This is a genomic window from Priestia sp. D3YE.R1 (assembly GCF_049199565.1).
GTDB classification, from domain to species: Bacteria; Bacillota; Bacilli; order Bacillales; family Bacillaceae_H; genus Priestia; species Priestia aryabhattai.
In genome coordinates this window covers 939206-960154 of the sequence record NZ_JBLTHW010000002.1, presented here as the reverse complement: position 1 = coordinate 960154, position 20949 = coordinate 939206, and the positions used below count along the sequence as shown (strand labels likewise).

General features: G+C 33.2%; 29 protein-coding genes. 9 read left to right on the top strand and 20 right to left on the bottom strand.

All coding sequences use genetic code 11. From position 1 onward, the window contains the following. Positions 1-146: 146 nt before the first annotated feature. Both hxlA and ACOZIR_RS17105 read right to left on the bottom strand, forming a co-directional pair. Positions 147-788, bottom strand: a complete 642-nt coding sequence (gene hxlA, locus ACOZIR_RS17110; RefSeq protein ID WP_045291451.1) for a 3-hexulose-6-phosphate synthase — start codon at positions 786-788, stop codon at positions 147-149. Between the two features lie 201 nt (positions 789-989). Beyond that, positions 990-1355 carry a winged helix-turn-helix transcriptional regulator gene (locus tag ACOZIR_RS17105; RefSeq protein ID WP_013056244.1) on the bottom strand — a complete coding sequence of 122 codons (366 nt, stop codon included), beginning with the start codon at positions 1353-1355 and terminating at the stop codon, positions 990-992. Positions 1356-1518: 163 nt separating this feature from the next. Here ACOZIR_RS17105 and zwf point away from each other — a divergent pair, with 163 nt between their 5' ends. Further along, positions 1519-3033, top strand: coding sequence for a glucose-6-phosphate dehydrogenase (gene zwf / locus ACOZIR_RS17100; RefSeq protein ID WP_421535718.1), 1515 nt, complete (start codon positions 1519-1521; stop codon positions 3031-3033). A 158-nt stretch (positions 3034-3191) separates the two neighbouring features. Further along, positions 3192-3371: a hypothetical protein gene (locus ACOZIR_RS17095; RefSeq protein ID WP_080890154.1), complete on the top strand. Its 180-nt coding sequence runs from the start codon at positions 3192-3194 to the stop codon at positions 3369-3371. Between the two features lie 84 nt (positions 3372-3455). Here the strand turns inward: ACOZIR_RS17095 and ACOZIR_RS17090 are convergent, their stop codons facing one another. Then, a complete protein-coding gene (locus ACOZIR_RS17090) occupies positions 3456-3704 on the bottom strand; it encodes a hypothetical protein (RefSeq protein ID WP_421535717.1) in 249 nt (82 codons plus the stop codon). Between the two features lie 38 nt (positions 3705-3742). After that, complete coding sequence (locus ACOZIR_RS17085) at positions 3743-4228, bottom strand: PaaI family thioesterase (protein ID WP_016763560.1); 486 nt, start codon at positions 4226-4228, stop codon at positions 3743-3745. Positions 4229-4522: 294 nt separating this feature from the next. On the opposite strand from ACOZIR_RS17085, the gene ACOZIR_RS17080 reads away from it, so the two are divergent. From ACOZIR_RS17080 to ACOZIR_RS17065, 4 genes are all read left to right on the top strand, one after another. Next, the gene (locus ACOZIR_RS17080) at positions 4523-5026 is read left to right on the top strand and encodes a L,D-transpeptidase (RefSeq protein ID WP_421535716.1); all 504 of its coding nucleotides are present in this window, start codon (positions 4523-4525) and stop codon (positions 5024-5026) included. 218 nt (positions 5027-5244) lie between these two features. Then, on the top strand, positions 5245-5823 hold the full coding sequence (locus ACOZIR_RS17075; protein ID WP_045291455.1) for a CBO0543 family protein: 579 nt from the start codon (positions 5245-5247) through the stop codon (positions 5821-5823). A 10-nt stretch (positions 5824-5833) separates the two neighbouring features. Next, entirely contained in the window at positions 5834-6079 is a 246-nt protein-coding gene (locus tag ACOZIR_RS17070) for a hypothetical protein (RefSeq protein WP_045291457.1), read from the top strand. A 20-nt stretch (positions 6080-6099) separates the two neighbouring features. Then, positions 6100-6252, top strand: a complete 153-nt coding sequence (locus ACOZIR_RS17065; protein WP_160297353.1) for a hypothetical protein — start codon at positions 6100-6102, stop codon at positions 6250-6252. A gap of 553 nt (positions 6253-6805) precedes the next feature. Here ACOZIR_RS17065 and ACOZIR_RS17060 read toward each other — a convergent pair. From ACOZIR_RS17060 to ACOZIR_RS17005, 12 genes are all read right to left on the bottom strand, one after another. Then, a complete protein-coding gene (locus tag ACOZIR_RS17060) occupies positions 6806-7204 on the bottom strand; it encodes a hypothetical protein (protein ID WP_045291459.1) in 399 nt (132 codons plus the stop codon). A gap of 152 nt (positions 7205-7356) precedes the next feature. Further along, a complete protein-coding gene (locus ACOZIR_RS17055; protein WP_045291460.1) occupies positions 7357-7635 on the bottom strand; it encodes a hypothetical protein in 279 nt (92 codons plus the stop codon). Next, positions 7628-8146 (bottom strand): GrpB family protein, encoded by a 519-nt coding sequence (locus ACOZIR_RS17050; protein ID WP_415383407.1) that lies wholly within the window; start codon positions 8144-8146, stop codon positions 7628-7630. The genes ACOZIR_RS17055 and ACOZIR_RS17050 overlap by 8 nt, the downstream gene beginning before the upstream one ends. A gap of 49 nt (positions 8147-8195) precedes the next feature. Beyond that, complete coding sequence (locus ACOZIR_RS17045; protein ID WP_045291464.1) at positions 8196-8657, bottom strand: GNAT family N-acetyltransferase; 462 nt, start codon at positions 8655-8657, stop codon at positions 8196-8198. A gap of 272 nt (positions 8658-8929) precedes the next feature. Beyond that, positions 8930-9202 (bottom strand): hypothetical protein, encoded by a 273-nt coding sequence (locus ACOZIR_RS17040; RefSeq protein WP_045291466.1) that lies wholly within the window; start codon positions 9200-9202, stop codon positions 8930-8932. A 2-nt stretch (positions 9203-9204) separates the two neighbouring features. Then, positions 9205-9501 (bottom strand): DUF2089 family protein, encoded by a 297-nt coding sequence (locus ACOZIR_RS17035; protein WP_045291467.1) that lies wholly within the window; start codon positions 9499-9501, stop codon positions 9205-9207. Between the two features lie 224 nt (positions 9502-9725). Next, the gene (locus tag ACOZIR_RS17030) at positions 9726-10238 is read right to left on the bottom strand and encodes a DUF3231 family protein (protein ID WP_421535715.1); all 513 of its coding nucleotides are present in this window, start codon (positions 10236-10238) and stop codon (positions 9726-9728) included. A 298-nt stretch (positions 10239-10536) separates the two neighbouring features. Then, positions 10537-10806, bottom strand: coding sequence for a WGxxGxxG family protein (locus tag ACOZIR_RS17025; RefSeq protein ID WP_045291470.1), 270 nt, complete (start codon positions 10804-10806; stop codon positions 10537-10539). Positions 10807-11303: 497 nt separating this feature from the next. Further along, the gene (locus tag ACOZIR_RS17020) at positions 11304-11741 is read right to left on the bottom strand and encodes an EVE domain-containing protein (RefSeq protein ID WP_045291472.1); all 438 of its coding nucleotides are present in this window, start codon (positions 11739-11741) and stop codon (positions 11304-11306) included. Positions 11742-11746: 5 nt separating this feature from the next. Continuing rightward, on the bottom strand, positions 11747-12139 hold the full coding sequence (locus ACOZIR_RS17015; RefSeq protein WP_045291474.1) for a rhodanese-like domain-containing protein: 393 nt from the start codon (positions 12137-12139) through the stop codon (positions 11747-11749). Between the two features lie 20 nt (positions 12140-12159). Beyond that, complete coding sequence (locus ACOZIR_RS17010; RefSeq protein WP_045291476.1) at positions 12160-12579, bottom strand: MarR family winged helix-turn-helix transcriptional regulator; 420 nt, start codon at positions 12577-12579, stop codon at positions 12160-12162. A 390-nt stretch (positions 12580-12969) separates the two neighbouring features. Continuing rightward, positions 12970-13308: a hypothetical protein gene (locus tag ACOZIR_RS17005; protein ID WP_045291477.1), complete on the bottom strand. Its 339-nt coding sequence runs from the start codon at positions 13306-13308 to the stop codon at positions 12970-12972. A 268-nt stretch (positions 13309-13576) separates the two neighbouring features. Here ACOZIR_RS17005 and ACOZIR_RS17000 point away from each other — a divergent pair, with 268 nt between their 5' ends. Then, positions 13577-14593, top strand: coding sequence for a DUF3231 family protein (locus ACOZIR_RS17000; RefSeq protein WP_045291478.1), 1017 nt, complete (start codon positions 13577-13579; stop codon positions 14591-14593). A 366-nt stretch (positions 14594-14959) separates the two neighbouring features. After that, positions 14960-15754 carry an alpha/beta fold hydrolase gene (locus ACOZIR_RS16995; RefSeq protein ID WP_045291479.1) on the top strand — a complete coding sequence of 265 codons (795 nt, stop codon included), beginning with the start codon at positions 14960-14962 and terminating at the stop codon, positions 15752-15754. 1098 nt (positions 15755-16852) lie between these two features. Here ACOZIR_RS16995 and ACOZIR_RS16990 read toward each other — a convergent pair. Continuing rightward, a complete protein-coding gene (locus ACOZIR_RS16990; protein WP_052942378.1) occupies positions 16853-17146 on the bottom strand; it encodes a hypothetical protein in 294 nt (97 codons plus the stop codon). Between the two features lie 284 nt (positions 17147-17430). After that, positions 17431-18003, bottom strand: coding sequence for a YitT family protein (locus ACOZIR_RS16985; RefSeq protein WP_080890152.1), 573 nt, complete (start codon positions 18001-18003; stop codon positions 17431-17433). Between the two features lie 455 nt (positions 18004-18458). Between ACOZIR_RS16985 and ACOZIR_RS16980 the strand changes: the two genes are divergently transcribed. Further along, complete coding sequence (locus ACOZIR_RS16980; protein ID WP_045291482.1) at positions 18459-19259, top strand: alpha/beta fold hydrolase; 801 nt, start codon at positions 18459-18461, stop codon at positions 19257-19259. 232 nt (positions 19260-19491) lie between these two features. Here ACOZIR_RS16980 and ACOZIR_RS16975 read toward each other — a convergent pair whose 3' ends face one another. Both ACOZIR_RS16975 and ACOZIR_RS16970 read right to left on the bottom strand, forming a co-directional pair. After that, positions 19492-20037, bottom strand: coding sequence for an undecaprenyl-diphosphatase (locus ACOZIR_RS16975; RefSeq protein WP_045291483.1), 546 nt, complete (start codon positions 20035-20037; stop codon positions 19492-19494). A 220-nt stretch (positions 20038-20257) separates the two neighbouring features. Continuing rightward, positions 20258-20809, bottom strand: coding sequence for a YhcN/YlaJ family sporulation lipoprotein (locus tag ACOZIR_RS16970; RefSeq protein WP_052942379.1), 552 nt, complete (start codon positions 20807-20809; stop codon positions 20258-20260). Positions 20810-20949 lie beyond the last annotated feature (140 nt).

The following is a 20949-nucleotide window of genomic DNA, read 5'->3' as shown; positions in this document are numbered from 1 at the left end:
ACTATCTATCTGTCAAAATGGCTCTTATGAATGAATGGTTATACTAAAAATGACGGAAAGAAGATAGCTAAAATAACTTAGCTATCTTCTTTTTAAACCATTTACCGATTAATTAATTTTGAAGGCTTAAATACTTTTGCTTATTTTTAGACCAAAGTTGCTTGTTTGACTACTTTTTTCATTTCTTCTGCAACGTTTCTTTTGTCTTTTTCACTTGTAATCCCCCCGCCTACAATCACAAGATCCGGCTGTGACTGCACGACCTCAGGAAGTGTATTCAGTTTAATACCTCCTGCCACCGCTGTTTTTGCATTTTTCACAACTCGTTTAATCGTTTGAAGCTGCTCGAACGGGGTTTCTCCTTCAGCTTGAAGATCATACCCTGTGTGTACACAAATATAGTCAACACCGAGTGCATCGACTTCTTTTGCACGTTGCTCAAGGTTTTTTACATTAATCATATCAACAAGAATTTGTGTTCCTTGTTTTTTGGCCTCTTCTACAGCGCCTTTTATAGTCGAATCATCAGTAGCGCCAAGAATGGTAATAATACTAGCCCCCGCTTCAGAAGCTTTCATTACTTCATAAGCACCTGCATCCATAATTTTCAAATCAGCTAATACCTTTAAAGACGGAAAGGCTTCCTTGATTTCTTTGACTGCCCTTAGCCCTTCGTTAATCACAACTGGAGTTCCAATTTCTACAATATCGATATACTCTTGAACCTCCTGCACTACTTCTTTTGCCTCTGAAATATTTACAAGATCCAATGCTAATTGAAGTTCCATACCTACTTCACTCCTTCATTAAATGGGGTTGTCTAGCATGAATTCATTGTAAAACCGTTACTTTCAAAAAAAAAGTAGGCACTTTTAAAACATATAGTCACTAAAAATATACTATGGACGCTTCAATGCAGCGTATCATTCGTTTTTATTTTAGAAAATTCTGAATAATAAGGGTAGTTTTATTCTTTTCAACAAAAGATTTTAACCCATATGGCTAGAATTATTCATTTCAGGTTCTATAACGGTTTCCATATAATTTTTTCCCCACTCGTCCATGCTCTCAAGGATGGGCATTAAGCTTCTCCCGTGTTCAGTCAAGGAATATTCAACTTTTGGAGGGACAACCGGATAGACTTTTCGGTGAACGATTTGATCTTCTTCTAATTCTCGCAGCTGACTTACTAACATTCGCTGAGTAATTCCCGGCATCATGGACTTTAACTCCCCAAATCGTTTCGTCCCTTCTTTTCCCAGGTGCCACATAATCAACATTTTCCACTTGCCTCCAATAATCGTTAACGTTAATTCCTTTTCACAGTTAAACGTTTTGCTAAAAAGTCTGCTCAATTCTTTTTCCTCCCTTTTATGCGTAATAGTATAGTTTTAGACACTATATGAAAATAAAGTGTCTACTTATAAAGGAAGATTGTACCTGCTATACTTTAATCTGTAAAGATGGTAAAAGGCTATATTCAATGCAATAGACTGTTAAAATAAAGGAGGAAATCAATTGGGCAGTGTAGCTCGTTCACGTGATAATTGTCTCAAGTCTCATTCACCACAAGCGTTAGAAGTGGATTCCATGACCTTTATCTTATTTGGATCAACAGGAGATTTAGCTAAAAGAAAAATTTTTCCCGCCTTATATAATTTATTTTTGGATAAAAAGCTGCCTTCTTCCTTTTCTATTGTTGGTACAGGTAGAAGCAACTGGTCTGATGATGCCTTTCAAATATATGTAGAAGAATCAGTAAAGACTTTTTCAAGGCGCTTTAGGCAAGGTGAATCCAAGATAAAAGAATTTCTTAAGACAGTTCGCTATCATAAAATGGATGTTACCAATAGTGATGGATATGACCAGTTGCTGCACGCTATTCAAGAAGGCGAAGCAGAATTAAATATTCCTGAAAATCGTCTTTTCTATTTATCAGTGGCTCCTGAATTTGTAGACGTTATTGCTTCAAATATAAATAGCGGCGGATTAGGATCTACAAAAGGCTGGAAACGTCTTATTATCGAAAAGCCTTTCGGACACGATTTACAATCTGCTCAAGTGTTAAATCAAAAGCTTACTCAAACGTTCAAAGAGGAAGAGATTTATCGTATCGACCATTATCTTGGAAAACCAATGATTCAAAACTTGGAAGCTTTAGCATCTGCAAACCCTATTTTACAAGCATTATGGAATCATCACTACGTTGCAAACGTTCAAATTACAGCTAGTGAAACAGTTGGTGTAGAAGAAAGGGCGCATTACTATGATCAGGCCGGTGCGACTAGGGATATGCTCCAAAACCATATGCTTCAAATGCTTATGATGACTGCTATGCAGCTGCCAAAGACGCTTAATATCGCAAAAATCCGACAGGAAAAGATAAAAATTATGAAAAGCCTTCGTCCTCTGCAAAAAGAGTTTATCCATTCGAATGTCATAAGAGGTCAATACGAAGCGGGGAAAATCCAAGATCATTCAGTTATAGGATATAAAGAAGAGCCCGGCATCAATGCTTCTTCCGTTAATGACACATTTATAGCAGTCCGGGTATGGATTGATCATGAGCTTTGGAAAGGAGTGCCTTTCTACCTTCGCACAGGAAAAAGAATGAGTAAAAAATGCACGCGTATCATCATTGAATTTAAACATCCTTTAAAGGATGTTTATACAGACAAAGAAGCCGTTCCTAACCTTTTAGTTGTCGAAATCAGCCCAAATGAAGGTATTTCGCTGCAATTAAACAGCAAAAACCCTTTGAATGACAATAAAATCGAACCCATTTTTATCAATTTCTCAACAAATCAAAGAGAAGTACCCGAAGCTTATGAACTGCTGTTATTTGATGCTTTACAGGGAAACTCCACATTTTTTGCTCACTGGGAAGAAGTTGAATTATCTTGGAAATGGGTGCAACCTATCTTAGAAGTTTTTAATGATGAACGCTTTCCTCTCCATTTTTATCCTGCGGGTACGATGGGACCAGCAGCTTCAAATCATTTGTTAGAAGACGACGGGTTTAAGTGGTGGTGATTACTTTTAATCTCGTTAAAAAGAGGCTGGGATAAAAGTATTTTATTTGAAGAAGGACCCGAACGATGAAGTGAGATTCTTGATAGAGAATCCAACTCGTTCGAATTTTTCATTGTGGTCGTAAACGTAGATTTACTGTATGTAGTTGCTTCTAGTTGTTGATTGTAGAGCAAGACGAAGACTCCTGCGGGAAAAGCGGAACAGGTGAGACCCCGCAGGAGCGTATACGAGGAGGAGACTCAGCGGTCGCCCGCGGAAAGCGAAGTCTTGCAGGGAAATCAACTGCGGCGTCACAAACTGTTCAGCTCATGTATATTAGTTGTTCGTCTTTAGATTGAATTCATTTCGTTATATTTTAACCTCTTTTAAAATATTAAAAATTCATTATTAAAACCTAGTAATGTCACTCATTGATAAAAAAATTAAGCCATCGTATCTTCTTTATTTAATATTAGCCATTTGATTTTTCGATCTCGCTCTTTTCTTTCTTGTTCATCAACTAAATCATATTTCTTCAGCAAATGAAACATCTCGTTTAATGTTGTTTGCGAAGGATTTCGTACGAGAAACTCATGAAATAACGAGCGAATATCTTCTGGCAGCCATTGTGACTGCGAGTTAAACTTCTGCTGTACATCTTCTACCGAGTGGTCTAAATTACATTTACCCATACCTTTTCCTCCCTTTTTATGTAACTGTTTTGCATTTTTTAGTCTTCTTTTCGTTTAAACGTACTTGGCATAACAACTGCTACAACTTCTCCGGTCGCAACAATGATGTCGCTTGCGTATACTTCTGTTTTAACTCTCCATTTCTTCGGGTGAATTTCTTCAACCGTTCCTATTGCTTTTAGTACTTCACCCTGCGGCGTTGGTTTTTTAAAATCTACGTGGAGAGAACCGGTAACAAACCGCGGCGGCTCTGCTGAATCTCCTATTTCGTAGCCATTTTTACGGTATAGAGCAAGAGAAGCAGAGCCTGTTCCATGGCAATCAATCAGTGATGCAAGAAGTCCTCCATAAACAAACCCTGGTATAGCTGTATGTTCAGGCTTAGGTGTATAAAGGGTAATGGTTTTTTCTCCTAGCCATCCTGTCCGAAAATGATAGCCTTCTTGATTTAATCGGCCGCAGCCGTAACACCATGCAAAATCATCCGGATATTCGTCTTGAATCGCTTTTACTACTTTTCCCATGGTTCACCACTCCTTTTTTCGGAATATTTTAACACATTTTCTCCTACAATCGTTAGAACTAAACGGACTATTTTCAAGCTTAAATAACTAAAAATCATAATAGAAGAAAAGCCTCACTTAAAAAATAATCGATTAACTAGGTTTTTATTTATAAATGATGGTGACGAGAAAGCATCTTTCTAATTGAAAGGTGCTTTTTTGTTTCTTATAAAAATATAAAAAAGAGGAGAGTTTTTATGAAGAACATTTTTATGAAATCAATGACCGTTCTTACCTTATTAATGGTTGCATTATGTGGAAGTAAATCAGGAGAAAACAGAAGCAGCAAGTAAACCAGCGAATCAAGATTTAATCATCATTAACAAGTACTACAACAAGCTTGCGTATTTTCACAATGGTTATATTGAAATCGTTGATCCAGTAGCAACGGGAAAAACGTGGGATAAAACATCTGTTGGCTTTTTTAAAGTAGTAAACAAAATTAAAAACCGCCCTTACTATACGGGACATATTCCTGGGGGCGATCCTCGTAACCTATTAGGAAAACGTTGGTTAGGATTAAATGCAAACGGTACGTATGGTGATACATATGGCATCCACGGCAATAACAATGAAAGTAGCATTGGAAAATATGTAAGTCAAGGGTGCGTGAGAATGCATAATGCAGACATCAAAAAGTTTTATGATAAAGTCCAAGTAGGCACACCGGTTGCCATTACGTATTCTTATAAAAGCTTCGTTGATCTTACAAGCGTATACGGTTGTAAATTCAAAGGCTATAAGATGAAAAACAATTAATATCTGAGCAGCATTCTGTTATTGAACTGCACCCCAATTGTTAGACAAAATTTCTGATTCATTTAAAAAAGTCGAAAACCCGTGTTAGAAGAATTTTTAACATGGGTTTTTTTCTTATTTACGATGGAAATTTATTACTAAAAAACGGTAATACTAAAAAGGCAGCTCAAAGAGTTTGAATTCAAAAATATCTGTTAGCTTTTAATTCAAATATAGGGGTGATATCAATAGATAATATATTTGAAAATCTTAGGGAAATACGTTTATTAGAAGATAAGCTGTATCATTTAGAATTAAATGGTTGGCTAAAAAATGAGTTTTTAACTTGGGAATGGTGGATACTAGTCGTTTTTTTAGTTGTGCCTTGGGTTATATGGGCTAAACTTGTTAAACGAGACATTATCTTAGAAATTTTGTTATTTGGTACCGTAATTATCTTGACAACAACCTTATTAGATGTAGTTGGTGTGCAGTATAGTTTTTGGGAGTACCCCATTGCATTCCTACCTATTATTCCTCGGGCCTTTCCTTTTGATTTTTCAATAGTACCTGTAGCTTACATGTTGTTATATCAATATTTTAGAACATGGAAATCTTTTATTTTAGCCCAGGTCATTATGGCGCTAACATATGCATGTATAGGTGAACCCTTTTGCGAGTGGGTCAAATTTGTTAATTATTTAGAGTGGAGATACAGATATTCATTCATATATTACATCATTCTTGGAATTGTAACTCGAGCTTTAATACTAAAACTAGCCTCTTTATATAAACATCAAGATCTTACAACTAAGTAAAATTTAAAAAGTGAAAGAAATAGAAAAATATATGACACCTATTGAAGCAGCTTGTGTGTGGGGAATTAGACGAGATAGCTTAAAAAATAAGTTTAGCCCTTCAAAGCTAAATAAAGAAAAAGAAGAAGAGTTAAATCAAATGATTGAAGAAGGATTGATTAAATTTTTTCTCCATCCAGATAGAGAACGGAAAGAGTGGATCATCAGCAGAGATGCAATGATAAAGTGGTTTGGAGAACCTAATAATGAGGGTTGATCTTTAAAGGAGATGAGTTAATGATCGGAAGTGTCTTTCTAAATGGTATGACCGATGTTGTACGAAACTTTTTAATTTTAGTTTTAGTAATTGGTGCTGCGTTTGCTTTAATACCTGTTATGGGCTATCTAGGAACATGGGTTTTCAATGGAAAGCAGATGAAAAAAGAATGATCTTTATTCAATGAAGAAGAAAAGAAACAGGAACAATTAAATGTGCTTAAATATGTGATGCCGTTTATCATAGTTGCAGCAGTAATTTTCGTTTTTATATCGTCTACTATTTTTATGGGGAATTAATTTTAAAAAATATAACTACAAGCAAAAAACCTTAGCAGAACTAAGGTTTTTTTATTTAAGTAAATTTATCAATTTCTTTTATTCCTTTAAGTAATCTTTATAGTACTTTATTAAAAATAGTTACACCTTTTACACACCTTGTAGAAAAACCCACAATTTGTCGTCACTTTGAGTAAATAGTAAAACTTTAATAATAAATGAAGTAATTTAATATTTACTTAACGGATAACAAAACGTAGACAAGGTTATTTTCTATAAATATAGTGAATGACAACATTTTTTAAAAGGTATATGTATATGAATCTACAAATCTGGCCAGACTAATAACGTATTCCCCCTATTCCAATAAATTTGAAAATCCTTTGCATATTTGCAAAGGATTCTTTTTTGTACAATTAGTTCTGAAATTGTAGAATGTAATTTAATTTTAAGGTCTATACCCATATAAGAATTCAAACATAAAGAAACAGATAAAACCTATAAGTAAAACAGGGATCACACTAATTCCCAAATACACACGATGTAGGGGCTTTTTTAGTTTTTTGAACCAGTTATAGTATAGTATTAAAGAAAGTATGCACACGGGTATAAAGAACAAAGCAGCAAATATATCTGTTAATCTTGAATTTGCATCCCAATATTCGTCTGGGACTGGAGTATGTACATACCATTTATCGGCTAAACGAGTTTGAAGATAACTAAAAAGTAATATTCCTAAAGAATAGTAGACACCAACCAACCACTTTAACCATTTTGGTAAGTAAGATTGACTTGCAATAATACACATAAGCACTAATATACAAAACACTGGAACGCTGTAACTCATTAGTAACCTCCAACAAAACGTAAGTTTCTGATAACAAAATATGAATAATTTTACCATATTAGTTTATATGTATATATATTGATTATGAGATCGAGGATATAGAATTTTAGTTAACGTAAAACGGATTATCGCCAATCATTGAAATACCTATATTAAGTTAAGGGGATACCTGATGTTATCTTTTTAATCCATTCTTTTAGCTCTATATCTTCATGAAAATATACATTTGGTTCAATTTCTAAATCAATGCTCAACAAAAAAATAAGATATTCATGTAGTTGTTCTTCATCAAAAGAGAGGGTATTTCTACTCTCTAGGTTTTGAACCCATTTATAAGACCATTGGTTAAATTGTTCTCGAGACATATTTCCTTTAAGAACTTTCTCTAATTTGTTTATCAAATCTTGTTTAGTTGGCTGACTTTCAAACATTGATTTCGCCTTTAGCTTTCTGAATAACTGCTGTTATAAATGGTGCTTTAGCTTCTGTATATCCAACTCGATCAAAACTATATTTTTGAGCTAACTCAATCTTCAACTGATTATATTGATTGCGTATATGTAAATGTTTTCTTAGATAATTTCGAAATAAAATATTATTATTCCATTCTTCGCTTTCGTATTTATATATGTGTAAATGATGTGTTCCTGCTCGCCATAATCCTTTTCTAAAGAACCTTCTATTTGGAAACTCCTCATGAAATATATGTTCATATCCAATATTATTTAGTGGTTCAATCAAGCCAACTACTTCTCCTAAGTTACAAACTCCAACCATAATGTCTAATATTGGTTTAGCACCCAATCCCTTAACAGATGTACTTCCAATATGTTCAATTGATATGGCCTTATTACTCATAATATCTTTCAAAAGCTTTTCCTCTTCCTGAAAAGACAAGGCCCAGTTGGATGTATATTCCTCAATAATTACTCGCTTATCCATGCGTATGTCTCCTTACTTTAATACTGCTTATCAATATTATCAAAGAACATCATTGTTTGGTTAAACTAGCTTCATATATTCTTGAGATGCTCCCCCAAGGATGATAACCATCTCCTATATATAAGAAATCATACTTTTCGTAATATCCAATATGGTTGGTACATAGATAAAGTTTATCAAATCCGGCATCTTTAGTATCTTCTTTAATTCTTAAAAGGAACTTTTCTCCTAAAGACATACCTCGATAGTCTTCTTCAATATAAAGAGCACATACCCATGGCCATAAATCCATACGACTAATGAAATCGTTACTAATAAGTCCTGCACAGCCGATAATTTCGCCTCTATTCTCTAACAGATACCAAATTGGAAGGCTGTTATTTGTTTTTAAGCTATGTGTAATACAGTCTTCATAAAGTTTTAAAGTATTTTCGTTTGCCCATTTGTTTTGAATGTATTGTATTGCTTTATCTTGATACTCTACATGTTCTCTAACATTAATAATTTGCATGATAAATCTCCATTCTTTTAACCAATATTCGTTACTTAGACGAGAGTTTTTCGAAAAAAGTTGTGTTTTTTATGCAAAAAATAAAAAACTCTCTTATTTGAGAGCTTTTAATAAAGATCTTCATATTTTTTCTTATAGGATATTGCAAAATTGCTACGCAAAGGCTGCATAGATGGTGCAAGATCTAGAAAAACACATGATGTTCATTCTAATAAACATGATGTTCTTCAAAAGTGAACATATATGTTCACTTTTGAAGAACACAAAACCTTTTATATATCTTGGGTTTTCATTTTGTTTAATTCATTTTGTTGCTTCTTTTTAAACGATTCCCTTCCTTTTTCCCATTCTAAAAGGAACATGGCTAAACCTAATAACATTAATAAAACAACTTTTATTGGATGGTTGACTTGGTGAGTTGTAAATATCCACCCACAGTATGCTAGATAAGCTCCTGGGATAATAGCTCCCCAATATACACTAGCTCTGGTAGATAAAAAGTATTGAAAAGCAAATATAAGTGCAAAAATTAAAAAATGAGGCATTACTATATCTCCTTTTCTTCTTTATATTTTTCAATGATTAACTTGGCATCTTCTAAACTAATTCTTTCTTCAATAGCAAGCTTCTTAACAAGGTTAATTAGTTCTTCTTTGTCATGTTCCTCATTTATTTCAATCTTTTGTATTAAGCGATCTAAACGTATACGAACAGTCGGATAGGATACTTCGTAGTCTTTTGCAAGCTGTTTTAAAGAACCTGAATTTAATACAAACTTTCTTATAAACTCTAAATCATCACTTTTTAACGACAGTATCCATGAAGGAACGTCCTTTTTATCCATATATAACCACCTCTTCCTTTATTTAAAATATATCATATACTTAAATAAAGTTAAAGTATTTTTAAATAAAATTAAAAACACTAATAAAACAAAGTTTAATTTTATTAGTGTTTAGCATGTGTATAATATTGATATCTAGTTAACATAAAACGGATTATCGGAAATAAAAAAGGTATCCCTATTTACTAAGAGACACCTTGTTCTATTCTATAGAAAGCTAATCATCAACAATCAGTTTTTTTAGACTTATGAAGAGGAGGTGGAATTAACCAACCTTTTTCTTTATTAAGTCTTAAGAACTTTCCACCAAAAGCTACTTTTTGCATATGAATTTGTGCAAACATGGCTGCAATATCTTCCCGAATAGATTGTCCAATCAATTGACTACACGTAACTAGATCAGCAGCTATATTCATTGAAATTGCTGCAGCTACTTCTGGATCTTGAACACGTGCACCCACTGGAATATCATCTAAACAAGCTTCAGGTCGTTCAGGTGGGGTTGGCGGTAAACCTACTCCATTTTCTTTTAATAATGTTTCAATGCTTTTTATTTCTTGCTGGCACTGTTCGATTGTCTCTTGTACCAATTTATGTAGATCCTTGTCTCCTACATGATTTAGAAATGTTTGATAGCCAGATACTAACCCTTTTGAGGTAGAAACATACGACCATGTTCCAAATACCTCACCATAATGCATCGGTTCATCTGTAGGATTTCCACTTAAAATACCCATTGTTATCCTCCTTACAAAATTCATGATAGTGTGCCACCTTTCTTGCTATGCACATGTTTAACGTCTCCAAATTTTGTTTTATTATTCTTCTACTTCTATCAAAAAATTAATTCATCAAAGAATATAATTCCATATTTCAAGTAAACTAACCAAGATGTTTAAAAGAGCATCGTTCACTATACCCTTGTCATTAAACCCAAAAAAACTACCCTATAGGTAGTTTTTTTGGAATTGTTGGAGAGATTATAAATTGTGGCTCTCATCACAGCTATTTATCTCTACTCATACAAAATAGATATTAACGAACTTTTTCTTCACGATCATCTCTTCTTTTAAGACCAAAAAGACCAACTAGTCCTAATAATCCAAGCAATTCCCAAGGCGAATCATTGTTATCATCTGTATCAGTTGCTGTAGTGACATTTCGAGTGTTTACGTCATTATTATAATTTAAGTCATCATTATAATTTGCTCTATCTACGTTATTATTTTCAGCATTAACAGGTAAGCCGAAAGTCATCATAGTTAAAGCTAACGTACATAATAAAACAGAACATTTCTTTTTCATTCTATTCCCTCCTTTCTTTATTAAATAAAGTCCCCCCATCACGAAATCCTATTCTGTAATGACCTAAAGCTTACAGACTGTATCTAAAAATTTCATGCTATAAGAGTACAGTAATGAGTAAAATTTCATATTTTAAGCAAACTACTCAAGACGCCGTTAGGCATCAGCCAATATCCTTATAATAGAGCAGAAAAAACCTACCTCTTTGGATTGGAAAGGGATAGGTTTTTTTCTATTTTCAAGGTGTATACTCCATACATCTTTAGTTAACATAATGGTTATTACAGGAAGTAAAAAAGCAAGTTCAGTTAATAATAACGAACTTGCTCTCTTCTATTTAAGAATATCACGTCATACTAGAGTTATTATGTATAGTAATTTTATAATTTCTTACCACACCATGGACTTGTCATCAAATAATATGAAATGATCAAAACACTCATCAAATGGCGTTTTATGAATGTATTTCCCAAAAGTTAAAAGAAGATTAGGATCGTCTAATCTCCTTCCACCTCTGTCATTTCTTTCTTAATCACTTTAAAATCATCTTCACTTATTTCCAAATGACCAAATCGAAACGAATAACCCCAATACTTCTTATTTTTAATGAAAGAGAGCTGTGGAATTAAAGAATGAATATATGTTTCTGTACACTCTATAAAATCTATCTTTCTTCGGAAGGGTATAAAATCGTTTCCCATATTAAATTGAAAGATATGATCATCAACAACACGTCCTAAAGCCGTAAATTTTTGATACGGAGTGCCTTCATTAAGCTGTACCTTTGGAGAATAATAAATGATCCAATCGCCCGTCCTCATCTTTCTTAAAGGAGCTTCCTTACCATGACAAAGTTGAGCAAAACCACCTTGAACGCCCTTCATTACATGGTCGCGAGAAGCCACTCCAATCCAATACCTTATATTCTTTTTCACGTAAATCAACACCCACAATGATTGGATAGAGGATTATCTGAAGTGGCTGTTGAAACTGGAAAGTTCATTTCCTGCCATGCGGCAATTCCCCCCGTTAACTCTTTTACATCATACCCTTGTTCCAATAAAGATTTGGCAACTTTAGCAGCTGTATTGCACCAAACATCCCAACAATAAAGAATAATCTTTTTGTCCTTAGGTATCTCATCTAAACGATTGGCTAATTCTTGTTCGGGTATAACATGGGCATTCTTAATCGTTATACTTCTTACATGAGCAGGACCATTCCTAACATCAATTAAAAAGTATTGTTCTGGATTCATTTTCTTTGCTCTTATGTAATCCATGGGGCTTATAGTCGCTTGAAGACGTGCATTAAAATAATCGAGTGCGTTCATTTGGTATAACCTCCAATTTTCTATAATGACTTCCAAATTCTAATCAAAAAATCTTTCAGTAATTGTCTTTCTTGTTGGTTTAAAGGTGTTAAAACTTCTGATTCCACATCGGTCAGGAATTCCCAACGTGAATTCAGTACTTCCTTGCCTTTTTCCGTAATTAAAAGACTATAAGATCTTCGATCATTAGGGTTCTTGGTTCTCTCCACAAATTTTAACGTTTCTAAATGATCAATATGACTGACCATAGTCGTTCGATCAATTTGTAGGTTGTCGGATATGTCTTTTTGAGAAGAGTATGGGTTTTCCTCAATAAATAAAAGAACACCATATTGTCTTGAATTGATATTAAAAGGGGCCAGTCCTTCAGCAAATTTTTGTTCCATTTGTTGAAGAGCCTTTCCAAGTAAAAAACCATAAGATTGATTCCATTTATTCACCTAAGTTCTTCCCTCCTTATATTAATCAGTTAAATATATAATCAGTATAACTGACTATATTTCGAAAAACAAGTAAATACTTATAGTGATTTCCTATCATATAAATAGCATAATTTTCTGATAATTTAAACATAAGTTTGATTAGAGTAAACTAAAAATAGAAAACTGATTAATTAATAATAATTTGGAACTTTTTCTATTATGAAAGAGCATAACTTCATCATCCATAAATCACCTTTTTGCTCTATAAAAAGTAAAAAGGACGTCCGTAAAAGTATACTTATTTATATTCTGAAATCTAGCATGACGGTAACTCAAAAGAAGCCTTTATAAGAAATTTATTTTTTCTTTATCTTTTATAAAGACTCCATCATACTTTTAAGTTAATTTCTATTTTGCGTATTTATTTCTAACAGCATCATCCCACATAAGCAGAATCTGTTTTAACTCAGCTGTTTCAATTAGACAATACGCGTTTTGATTTTCTTCCGCATATTCATTCACAATCTTTGTTACATCATATTTAATTTCCATAGTACAGGCATTTCCAGTTAATTCTTCATAAGAAGATTGCTTTGAAAGTACTTTATCAATTAAATCTAACCATAATTTCGATCTATCTTTCTGTACATTGCTTAATAATAAATCTATAACTAAAAAAATTTCATCAGGCACGTTTATCATAAGCATCCCTTGATTATCTTCATAGATTTGAACATTATATTTCATTACTGGTTTCTTCCTCTTTCTCTTATTGGAAAAGCAGTATTTATCTTTCCTTCTGAATTTATATACATTTTTATTTACCATAATGTTCCTTATCGGAAATATAAAGCGCCAAGAAACTTTAAGATTTTAAAAGAAAAAATCCATCTTTGCGAACATAACTAGCTAATCAACAATGAAAAAGTCAGGGGGAATCCCCTGACTCATAATATATTGGTTTCCGTAAAGAATATATTTATGTCTAAAATTATTCTTTTGGAGGAAACCATGTATGACTAAGCATCACACACAACTTACCTCATCCGAAATAGCTTCTATTTGGACGGGTTACATGAATGATAGTATGTCCAAATGTATATTAAGTTATTTCCTAAAACAAATAGAAGATGAGGATATTCGTCCAGTTATTCAATTTGCATATGACATTTCGTTTAAACATTTAGAAAAACTAACAAATATTTTTAAACAAGAGAAATTACCCATTCCAACAGCTTTTACTATGGGACATGATGTCAATCTGAATGCACCACGTCTTTTTACAGATTCTTTTATGCTCACATATATTAATCATATGGCGAAGGCAGGTATGTTAGCTTACAGTGGGTTTATTTCAATGAGTGCTCGAGAAGATATCCGAACGTACTTTCTAACAGGACTTCAAGAGGTATCAACTTTGTTCAATCAAAGTTCAATTGTTGCACTTTCAAAAGGAGTATTCATTCGATCTCCCTATGTAGCCTATCCAACAACAACCGATTATGTAGATAGTAAACAATATTTAAGTGGTTTCTCTTTTTTCAGCAAACAACGACCATTAAATTCGATGGAAATTTCTCATCTATTTATGAACATTCAAACAAACCTCATAGGTGCGAAGCTTTCACTGGCATTTGCTCAAACATCCCCTCGAAAGGACGTTCAAGATTGGATGATAAGAGGTAGTAAAATCGCAGAAAAACATATTCAGATTTTCACCAAAGTTCTTCTTGATAATGATATACAATCACCTATATCATCAGATATTGCTATTAGTGATTCAACAATACCAACATTTTCAGATAAGCTTACCATGTTTCATATGAGCTTTTTAACTGCAGCAGGAACAGGAAACTATGCAACAGCAGCTGCAGCAAGTCAAAGAAGTGACCTTTTTTTGAATTATGAAAGATTATCGTTTGAAATTTCTCAATATGCTAAAGATGGTGCTGATATCATGATCCGTCATCAATGGCTTGAACAACCACCTGGAACAAAAGACAAGGAACAATTAGCTAAGAAAAAAGAATAAAGCTATCTATTTAGAGCCAACTATTCAAGATACGTTACGTATCACTTTTAATACGTTGATACGTTATTGAAAAAACTCCTGGCCAACAGCAGGAGTTTTTCTCTTTTTACGCTGTATATAATATACAAAGGTAGTTAACATAATACGGATTTCTAGGGACAAAAAAGAGCACCTAATCACTTATCGGTGCTCTTTTTCTCTTTTTTAGATATTAATACAGATTCATAGATAAACCAATAAACTAATGGTTATACAATAATTAAAATAAATCCATTTTCAAAAAAATTGTTAAGATATACAATATATGTATGAAAAATCAAATGTTCATGCAGATACATTTGGCATACACAGAAAGGGGAAAAAAATTTGTCGATTTACTATAAAGTAATTGGAGATGGATATCCCATCGTTATGTTGCATGGGTGGACACTTGACCATCAAGTGATGTTAAATGCAATGGAACCGTTATTCGAGAAACGAAGCCATTGGAAGAGAATATACATAGACTTACCAGGGATGGGCAATTCCGAGCCTCAATTGTCTATTCAGAACTCTGATAATATGTTAGAAGCGATATTATGTCTTTTGGACGAAATTATACCTGACCAACAGTTTATTGTTTGTGGCAATTCATATGGTGGATACATTGCCAGAGGTATAGTTCGTTCGCGTCAGGACAAAGTTCGTGGATTACTACTAATGGCACCATTGATTATACCTGAATATGATGAAAGGGTAGTACCCCAACAGACTGTTCTAAAGAAAGACAACGACCTGATATTGCGTTTGTCCCAAGAGGAGGCTGATGAATTTTGTTCCATGGGAGTAGTCCAAGGTCAAACTGAATGGGAGAGGTTTCAAAATGAAATTTTACTTCCTTCTAAACAAACAAACCATGAATTTGTAAACAGCATTCGTCAAAATGGATATGGTTTTACCTTTGATATTTCATTTAAACTTGAGCATCCCACACTCATTATAACAGGACGTCAGGATAATGTAGTGGGATATCAGGATGCGTGGCAACTAATCGAAGATTACCCAAGGGCAACTTTTGCAGTGCTCGATATGGCTGGTCACAACCTACAAATTGAACAAACTGATGTATTTAACGAATTAGTGCATAACTGGTTAAACAGGCTTGAACTGGACAACTTTTAATTTGTATAACTTATCTTCATACTCATACTTAACATAATCCAGATTTTCGGAACCCCTATTAAAAGTAATTTATACTCGAATCTTACACAGACGGATAATTAATAACATTTTGAGTAAACTAATTAAATGCAGAATTTCTAAAGGAAACCTACCTCTGACAAATCAGGTGGGTTTTTCTTTTCGATACATACGTTATTGATAACTTGAGCAAACTACTCATGATGTGCAAAAGCATCAAAACTAACTTCTAATTATGTCACAGAAAAAACTACTGGTCCCTGATGAGCCGGTAGTTTTTTCTTTTTTTCATAAGGATTACCAAAACGAAAACACCCTGACTATATTTTAAATAGTCAGGGTGTTTTCCCTCTACTTTTGAAGATTTAGTCCCAAAAGAAGATTAGCTTTTCCGAGTTCTATAGTATATGAAAATCAGCAGTAGTTAAGAACCAGTATTTATAATACAAAATGAATTTGCTTAAACTATCTACGATGCTATGATGCATTAAATAAATACACCTCGTATAAAGCCAGTGAAAAAACCACTTTTTCAACTGGTTTTATATATTGGTACAGGTTATAAAGAGAACAAACGTACATATTCTTATAACAAGAAGTAAAATTAACTTCGGGGTTTTATAAATGAACTAAAAGAAAGTCTACTGAGATCCCCAGTAGACTTTCTTTTTTATTATGTATAGTTACTGACTATGTTAAGCAAACTACTCAAGACGCCGTGAGGCATCAGCCAATACCCTTGCAATAGAGCAGAAAAACCTACCTCTTTGGATTGGGAAGAGATAGGTTTTTTTCTATTTTCAAGGTGTATACTCCATACATCTTTAGTTAACATAATGTCTCTTTCCGGAACACACCACAAAAAAGAACCCTTGTCGCAGAACGGTTCCGCCGAGGGTTCTTTTTCCGGAGTATGCAGCTTTTTATACATCCTTGATATGACTACGTTTTCTCGATACCCCAGTGGAAGGTGAATGCATAAAAAGTCTGCATTATATATATATGTTAGTCCCTATAAAAATAGGCCTTATGGAGAATCCTGCTATATTTTTTGAAAACAGATTCCACATTAAGCTTCCTTTATAAGAAAGATCTAGATGAACCAATACTGTATTCTAATAGCATCTTTATAGCGTTTTCTGGTAATTGATTAGATTTCTCAAGTATTGTTGGTGTCTGACCATTTCCGGTGGAATTATAGGAAACAAAAACTAATTTTTTTTCGTCTTCACCAGGAAAGTTTAACTTCGTAGGTAATCGAGCTTCCTGGGGGCTAATGTTTTCCTTAAATGTTGTGGACTTCTTATTTATAAGTATCTCGTAAAATTCACCGTTGTAAATGAATCCAATTGCCGGTGTATTAGCATTGCTCATTAATAGACCCTCCTGATTTTCATATAAATACAAATGTACTTATATAGTATGATTTAGAAAGAGATATGGTATTCAATTTATAATCAAACAAATGTCATAGCAGCATTCCTTAATTTTCACGAAAAGGTTTTTGTATTTTAGATCACTCTAAAAGAAGGCCATTTTTAAAAGGATTTTAGGTTTATAAGTCAAAATAGTTAACATGAACTTGTAAAGCGATTGAAGGGTGTAGAAAGGGAGGGGCAAAAAACGGAGGATAGAAGATACTGATTTTATAATCCAAATTATTCTTTTTTTGTAATTAACGAAGTCGTCATTCCACCTATAAAAATTGTCGAACATGAAAAAAGAAACGTTTTAGGTCCTAATAAAGGAAGAGCTGCTGTTATGATAAAACCATCTATAATTAAAATAACCATCCCTATGTTTAAGGAAAAAGCTTTTGATAGTAGTTGTGCTAGTAAATCTGTTCCTCCAGTACTTGTCTCGTATCGAAGCATAAGACCAACTCCCGTCCCAATACATATTCCTCCAAAGATTACACTAGGAAAAACAGAAAGTTGAAACTGGTCTTTAATAGGCTCTAGCCAATCAATTAATAAAGAAGAAATAATTAACCCATAAAAATAAGTTCTTTCATAAATCCAAGCAAACCAACATAATGGAAAACCCAAAATAATAATCATCACACCTGTAGGAAATTCAAAATAATAGTGAAGGATGAGAGCAATTCCAATTGTTCCTCCATCTAACAAATAATGAGGAACTAAAAATCCATTAATTCCTATACTTAATAATAAGCTTCCGACAAGAACAACCGGTATTTTTCGAAACATAATAATCACCTTTTTAATCAATTTATCTCTTACTATATGTATAAGCTTTAGCTACCTGTCATGAATATTTTTTCTTTTTATGTAAATGAATAAAAGTTTATCTTTTAAGCAAACTACTCAAGATGGATAAATCATAATACTATAGCAAACTCCTAAAAAGCAGAAAAACTCTCTTCCAACCGATGGGAGTTTTTCTGCTTTTTAAACTGTGTATAGTATACATGTTTAGTTCACATAATCAGCATTATCAGAAATCCTATTAACAATTCTAAAATCTTCCCCTTTTTAGTCTGTATAGTCTTACTATAATAACCTCATAATAAATAATAAAAAGGATCTTTGATTTTAAACAATACAGTACAAATAGTTAATTATATTGAGTTAAATGTAAGATGAAAAAAGATCTTGGTTTTCATAAACTAGATTAACCTTAACTAAAAAGTAATTATTAATTGATTTTGGAGTGAGAAATAATCATGCCTTTTATTGAAATAGACACTAATAAATACTTGTATTATGAAGAGCGTGGACAGGGTATGCCAGTCATCTTTATTCATCCACCTGGCATGGGAAATAAAGTCTTCCATTATCAATACGATTTATCCAAGCATATGAGAGTCATCTTTCCAGATTTAAGTGGTCATGGACGAAGTCCTAGACCTGAACAAACTGTATCAATTTCCTTCTATGCAAACGAAGTATTGCGTTTTATGGATGCGCTGCATTTAGACAAGGCTATTATATGTGGTTATTCTGCTGGCTGTCTAATTGTTCAAGAGCTGGCTATTTATCATCCCGATAGAATCGAATTATTAGTTTTCTCAGGAACTTACCCTATAGTAAGAGATATACCTGGACAACTATTACATAAAATAGGAATGTATATGGTAAAAGAACACCTAAATATATTAATAAAAAGCCTTTCTATAAGTCATACTCGAGACAAGACACTAAGAAAAAGTCTAGTTAGTTATATGAAAAAAGCAGATCAAGAATCATGGTATCAGTATTATAATCATTCATTACACTATAACTGTTTAGACAAACTTCATCATTTAACTATGCCTTTGTTGTTTATATATGGTGGGAAAAAGGATTGGACTACCCACTATATGAAAGAGTATAAAAATAAATGTAAGCATGCTGAATTCTTTGTTTTACCACAACAGGGTCATCAACTGCCTACAAAAAAGTGGGTTCAATTTAATGAGCTAATTACAGGATTTGTCTTAAATAAATCCAGTTATAAAACAGAAAGAGACTTAAGCAATGAATAATTTTAAAATCTCATATGTATAAAACTCGATAATAAACTACAGGAGATCGGTAAGATTATTTAGCTCATCAGCCTAAATACAAATTTTATAACTGAAAATGAGGCGCTTAGGGAATTTTGTCCTTAAGTTCTTTATCTTGGCGTTATTAGTAGAAACCTTCGCTATAGCAACTGCTTTAACTAATTATTAAAGCAAGTACAGAATTGAGACATTATTAGCTAATGAAAATGCTTCATTTACGTATTTGGTCATAATACTTTTTTGATTTTCGGTTCATTACTTTTAGAGAACCAAAAGCTTTCTCAACGATAATACTTGTCAAGCTACCAATAAAGAGGCTTCGGATAATATCAGAGGGATAATGATGCCCTACCCAAATCCTTGAGAATCCTGTTAACAAGGACAATATCCACATAACTGACCCAAAAATACGTTCACGTATAAAAATAGAAGTGGATGCAGCAGCTGTAAGCAACGTATGTTTACTTAAGAATGCGGAGTTCACCTTTGAAGGAATAAGGATGCCGACACGACGCTTTATAAATGGACGGGGCTTAAAATAAAAACATTGAATTAACATGTTAATCAATAACGTAAAAGTCGAAGATATGACGGCATATACGGTCACTTTTCTTTGTGAACCGCCTCGAAACCACATCAACATTAATACAAAAACGAATAGATAACGTACCTTATTTGAAATCAATATCATCAGCATATCTAATATAGAATAGCGACCAGCCAGCTGATTGATTATCCTGAATATTTTATAATCCATCTCGATTTTCTCCTTCAATTTTAGATAGACAGACTCTTCTCTCCTAATGAAGAATTCATTGAATGATCAATGCTCCTATGATAGCAAAAAAGGACCAAAATAACTATTAAGTCATTTCGTATAATAGAGAGAGAAGCATATATGAAACCTCCTTAATCTATAAGGAGGTTTCTCTTTTTAAAACATAAAAAATTGCTTTTTTATATCTCATCATTTTTATTTAACGATTGTTAGGGAATACTCTTTTAACGGTTTCAGTAAAATCTTCAAATAGGCCATTTCTTGTCGAACCTTCATTAATTCGATTTCCGTACCCTTCCATACGATTCACAAAATCAGGATCGGATGACACATACACATTTCGAATATCCTTATCTGTAGCTTTTACTTGATCTGAAATCTTCTTTTTTAAACGGTCGGTTACCTCTCCGTTTGCTTCATTCTTTAAAACAACAGCCACGTATGCATTTCGGTTTGTAACAATCACATTCGCAGTATCTACTTCATTTAATTCAGCAATACGATCCGCAGCTTTATCAGCTACCTCTAATCGTGTCTGATTATTATTATCTACATTATTATTTTGAACACCGTCGGGTTGAAATCCCACGTCTCGTAGATCATTGTTGTCACGGGTATTTTGAGCTTTTTGTTCAGACGGTTCTTCAGTTGGATCAGGCTCAGCTTCATCTTTTTTATCATTACAACCAAAAAGAAATCCTACTGATAAAATAGCTGATAAGAGTCCCAGTACATATTTTTCTGCCTTCATTCTTTTTTCACTCCTTCTACTAGTCATATATGTATTAAGGTTTACATTGGTTTTTAAATAATTACAGGAAATAATTTGAAAACCTAAGTAACGAGAGCATCATTTTTCCAGTATATATATGTAGCCTCGGCAAAAAATAA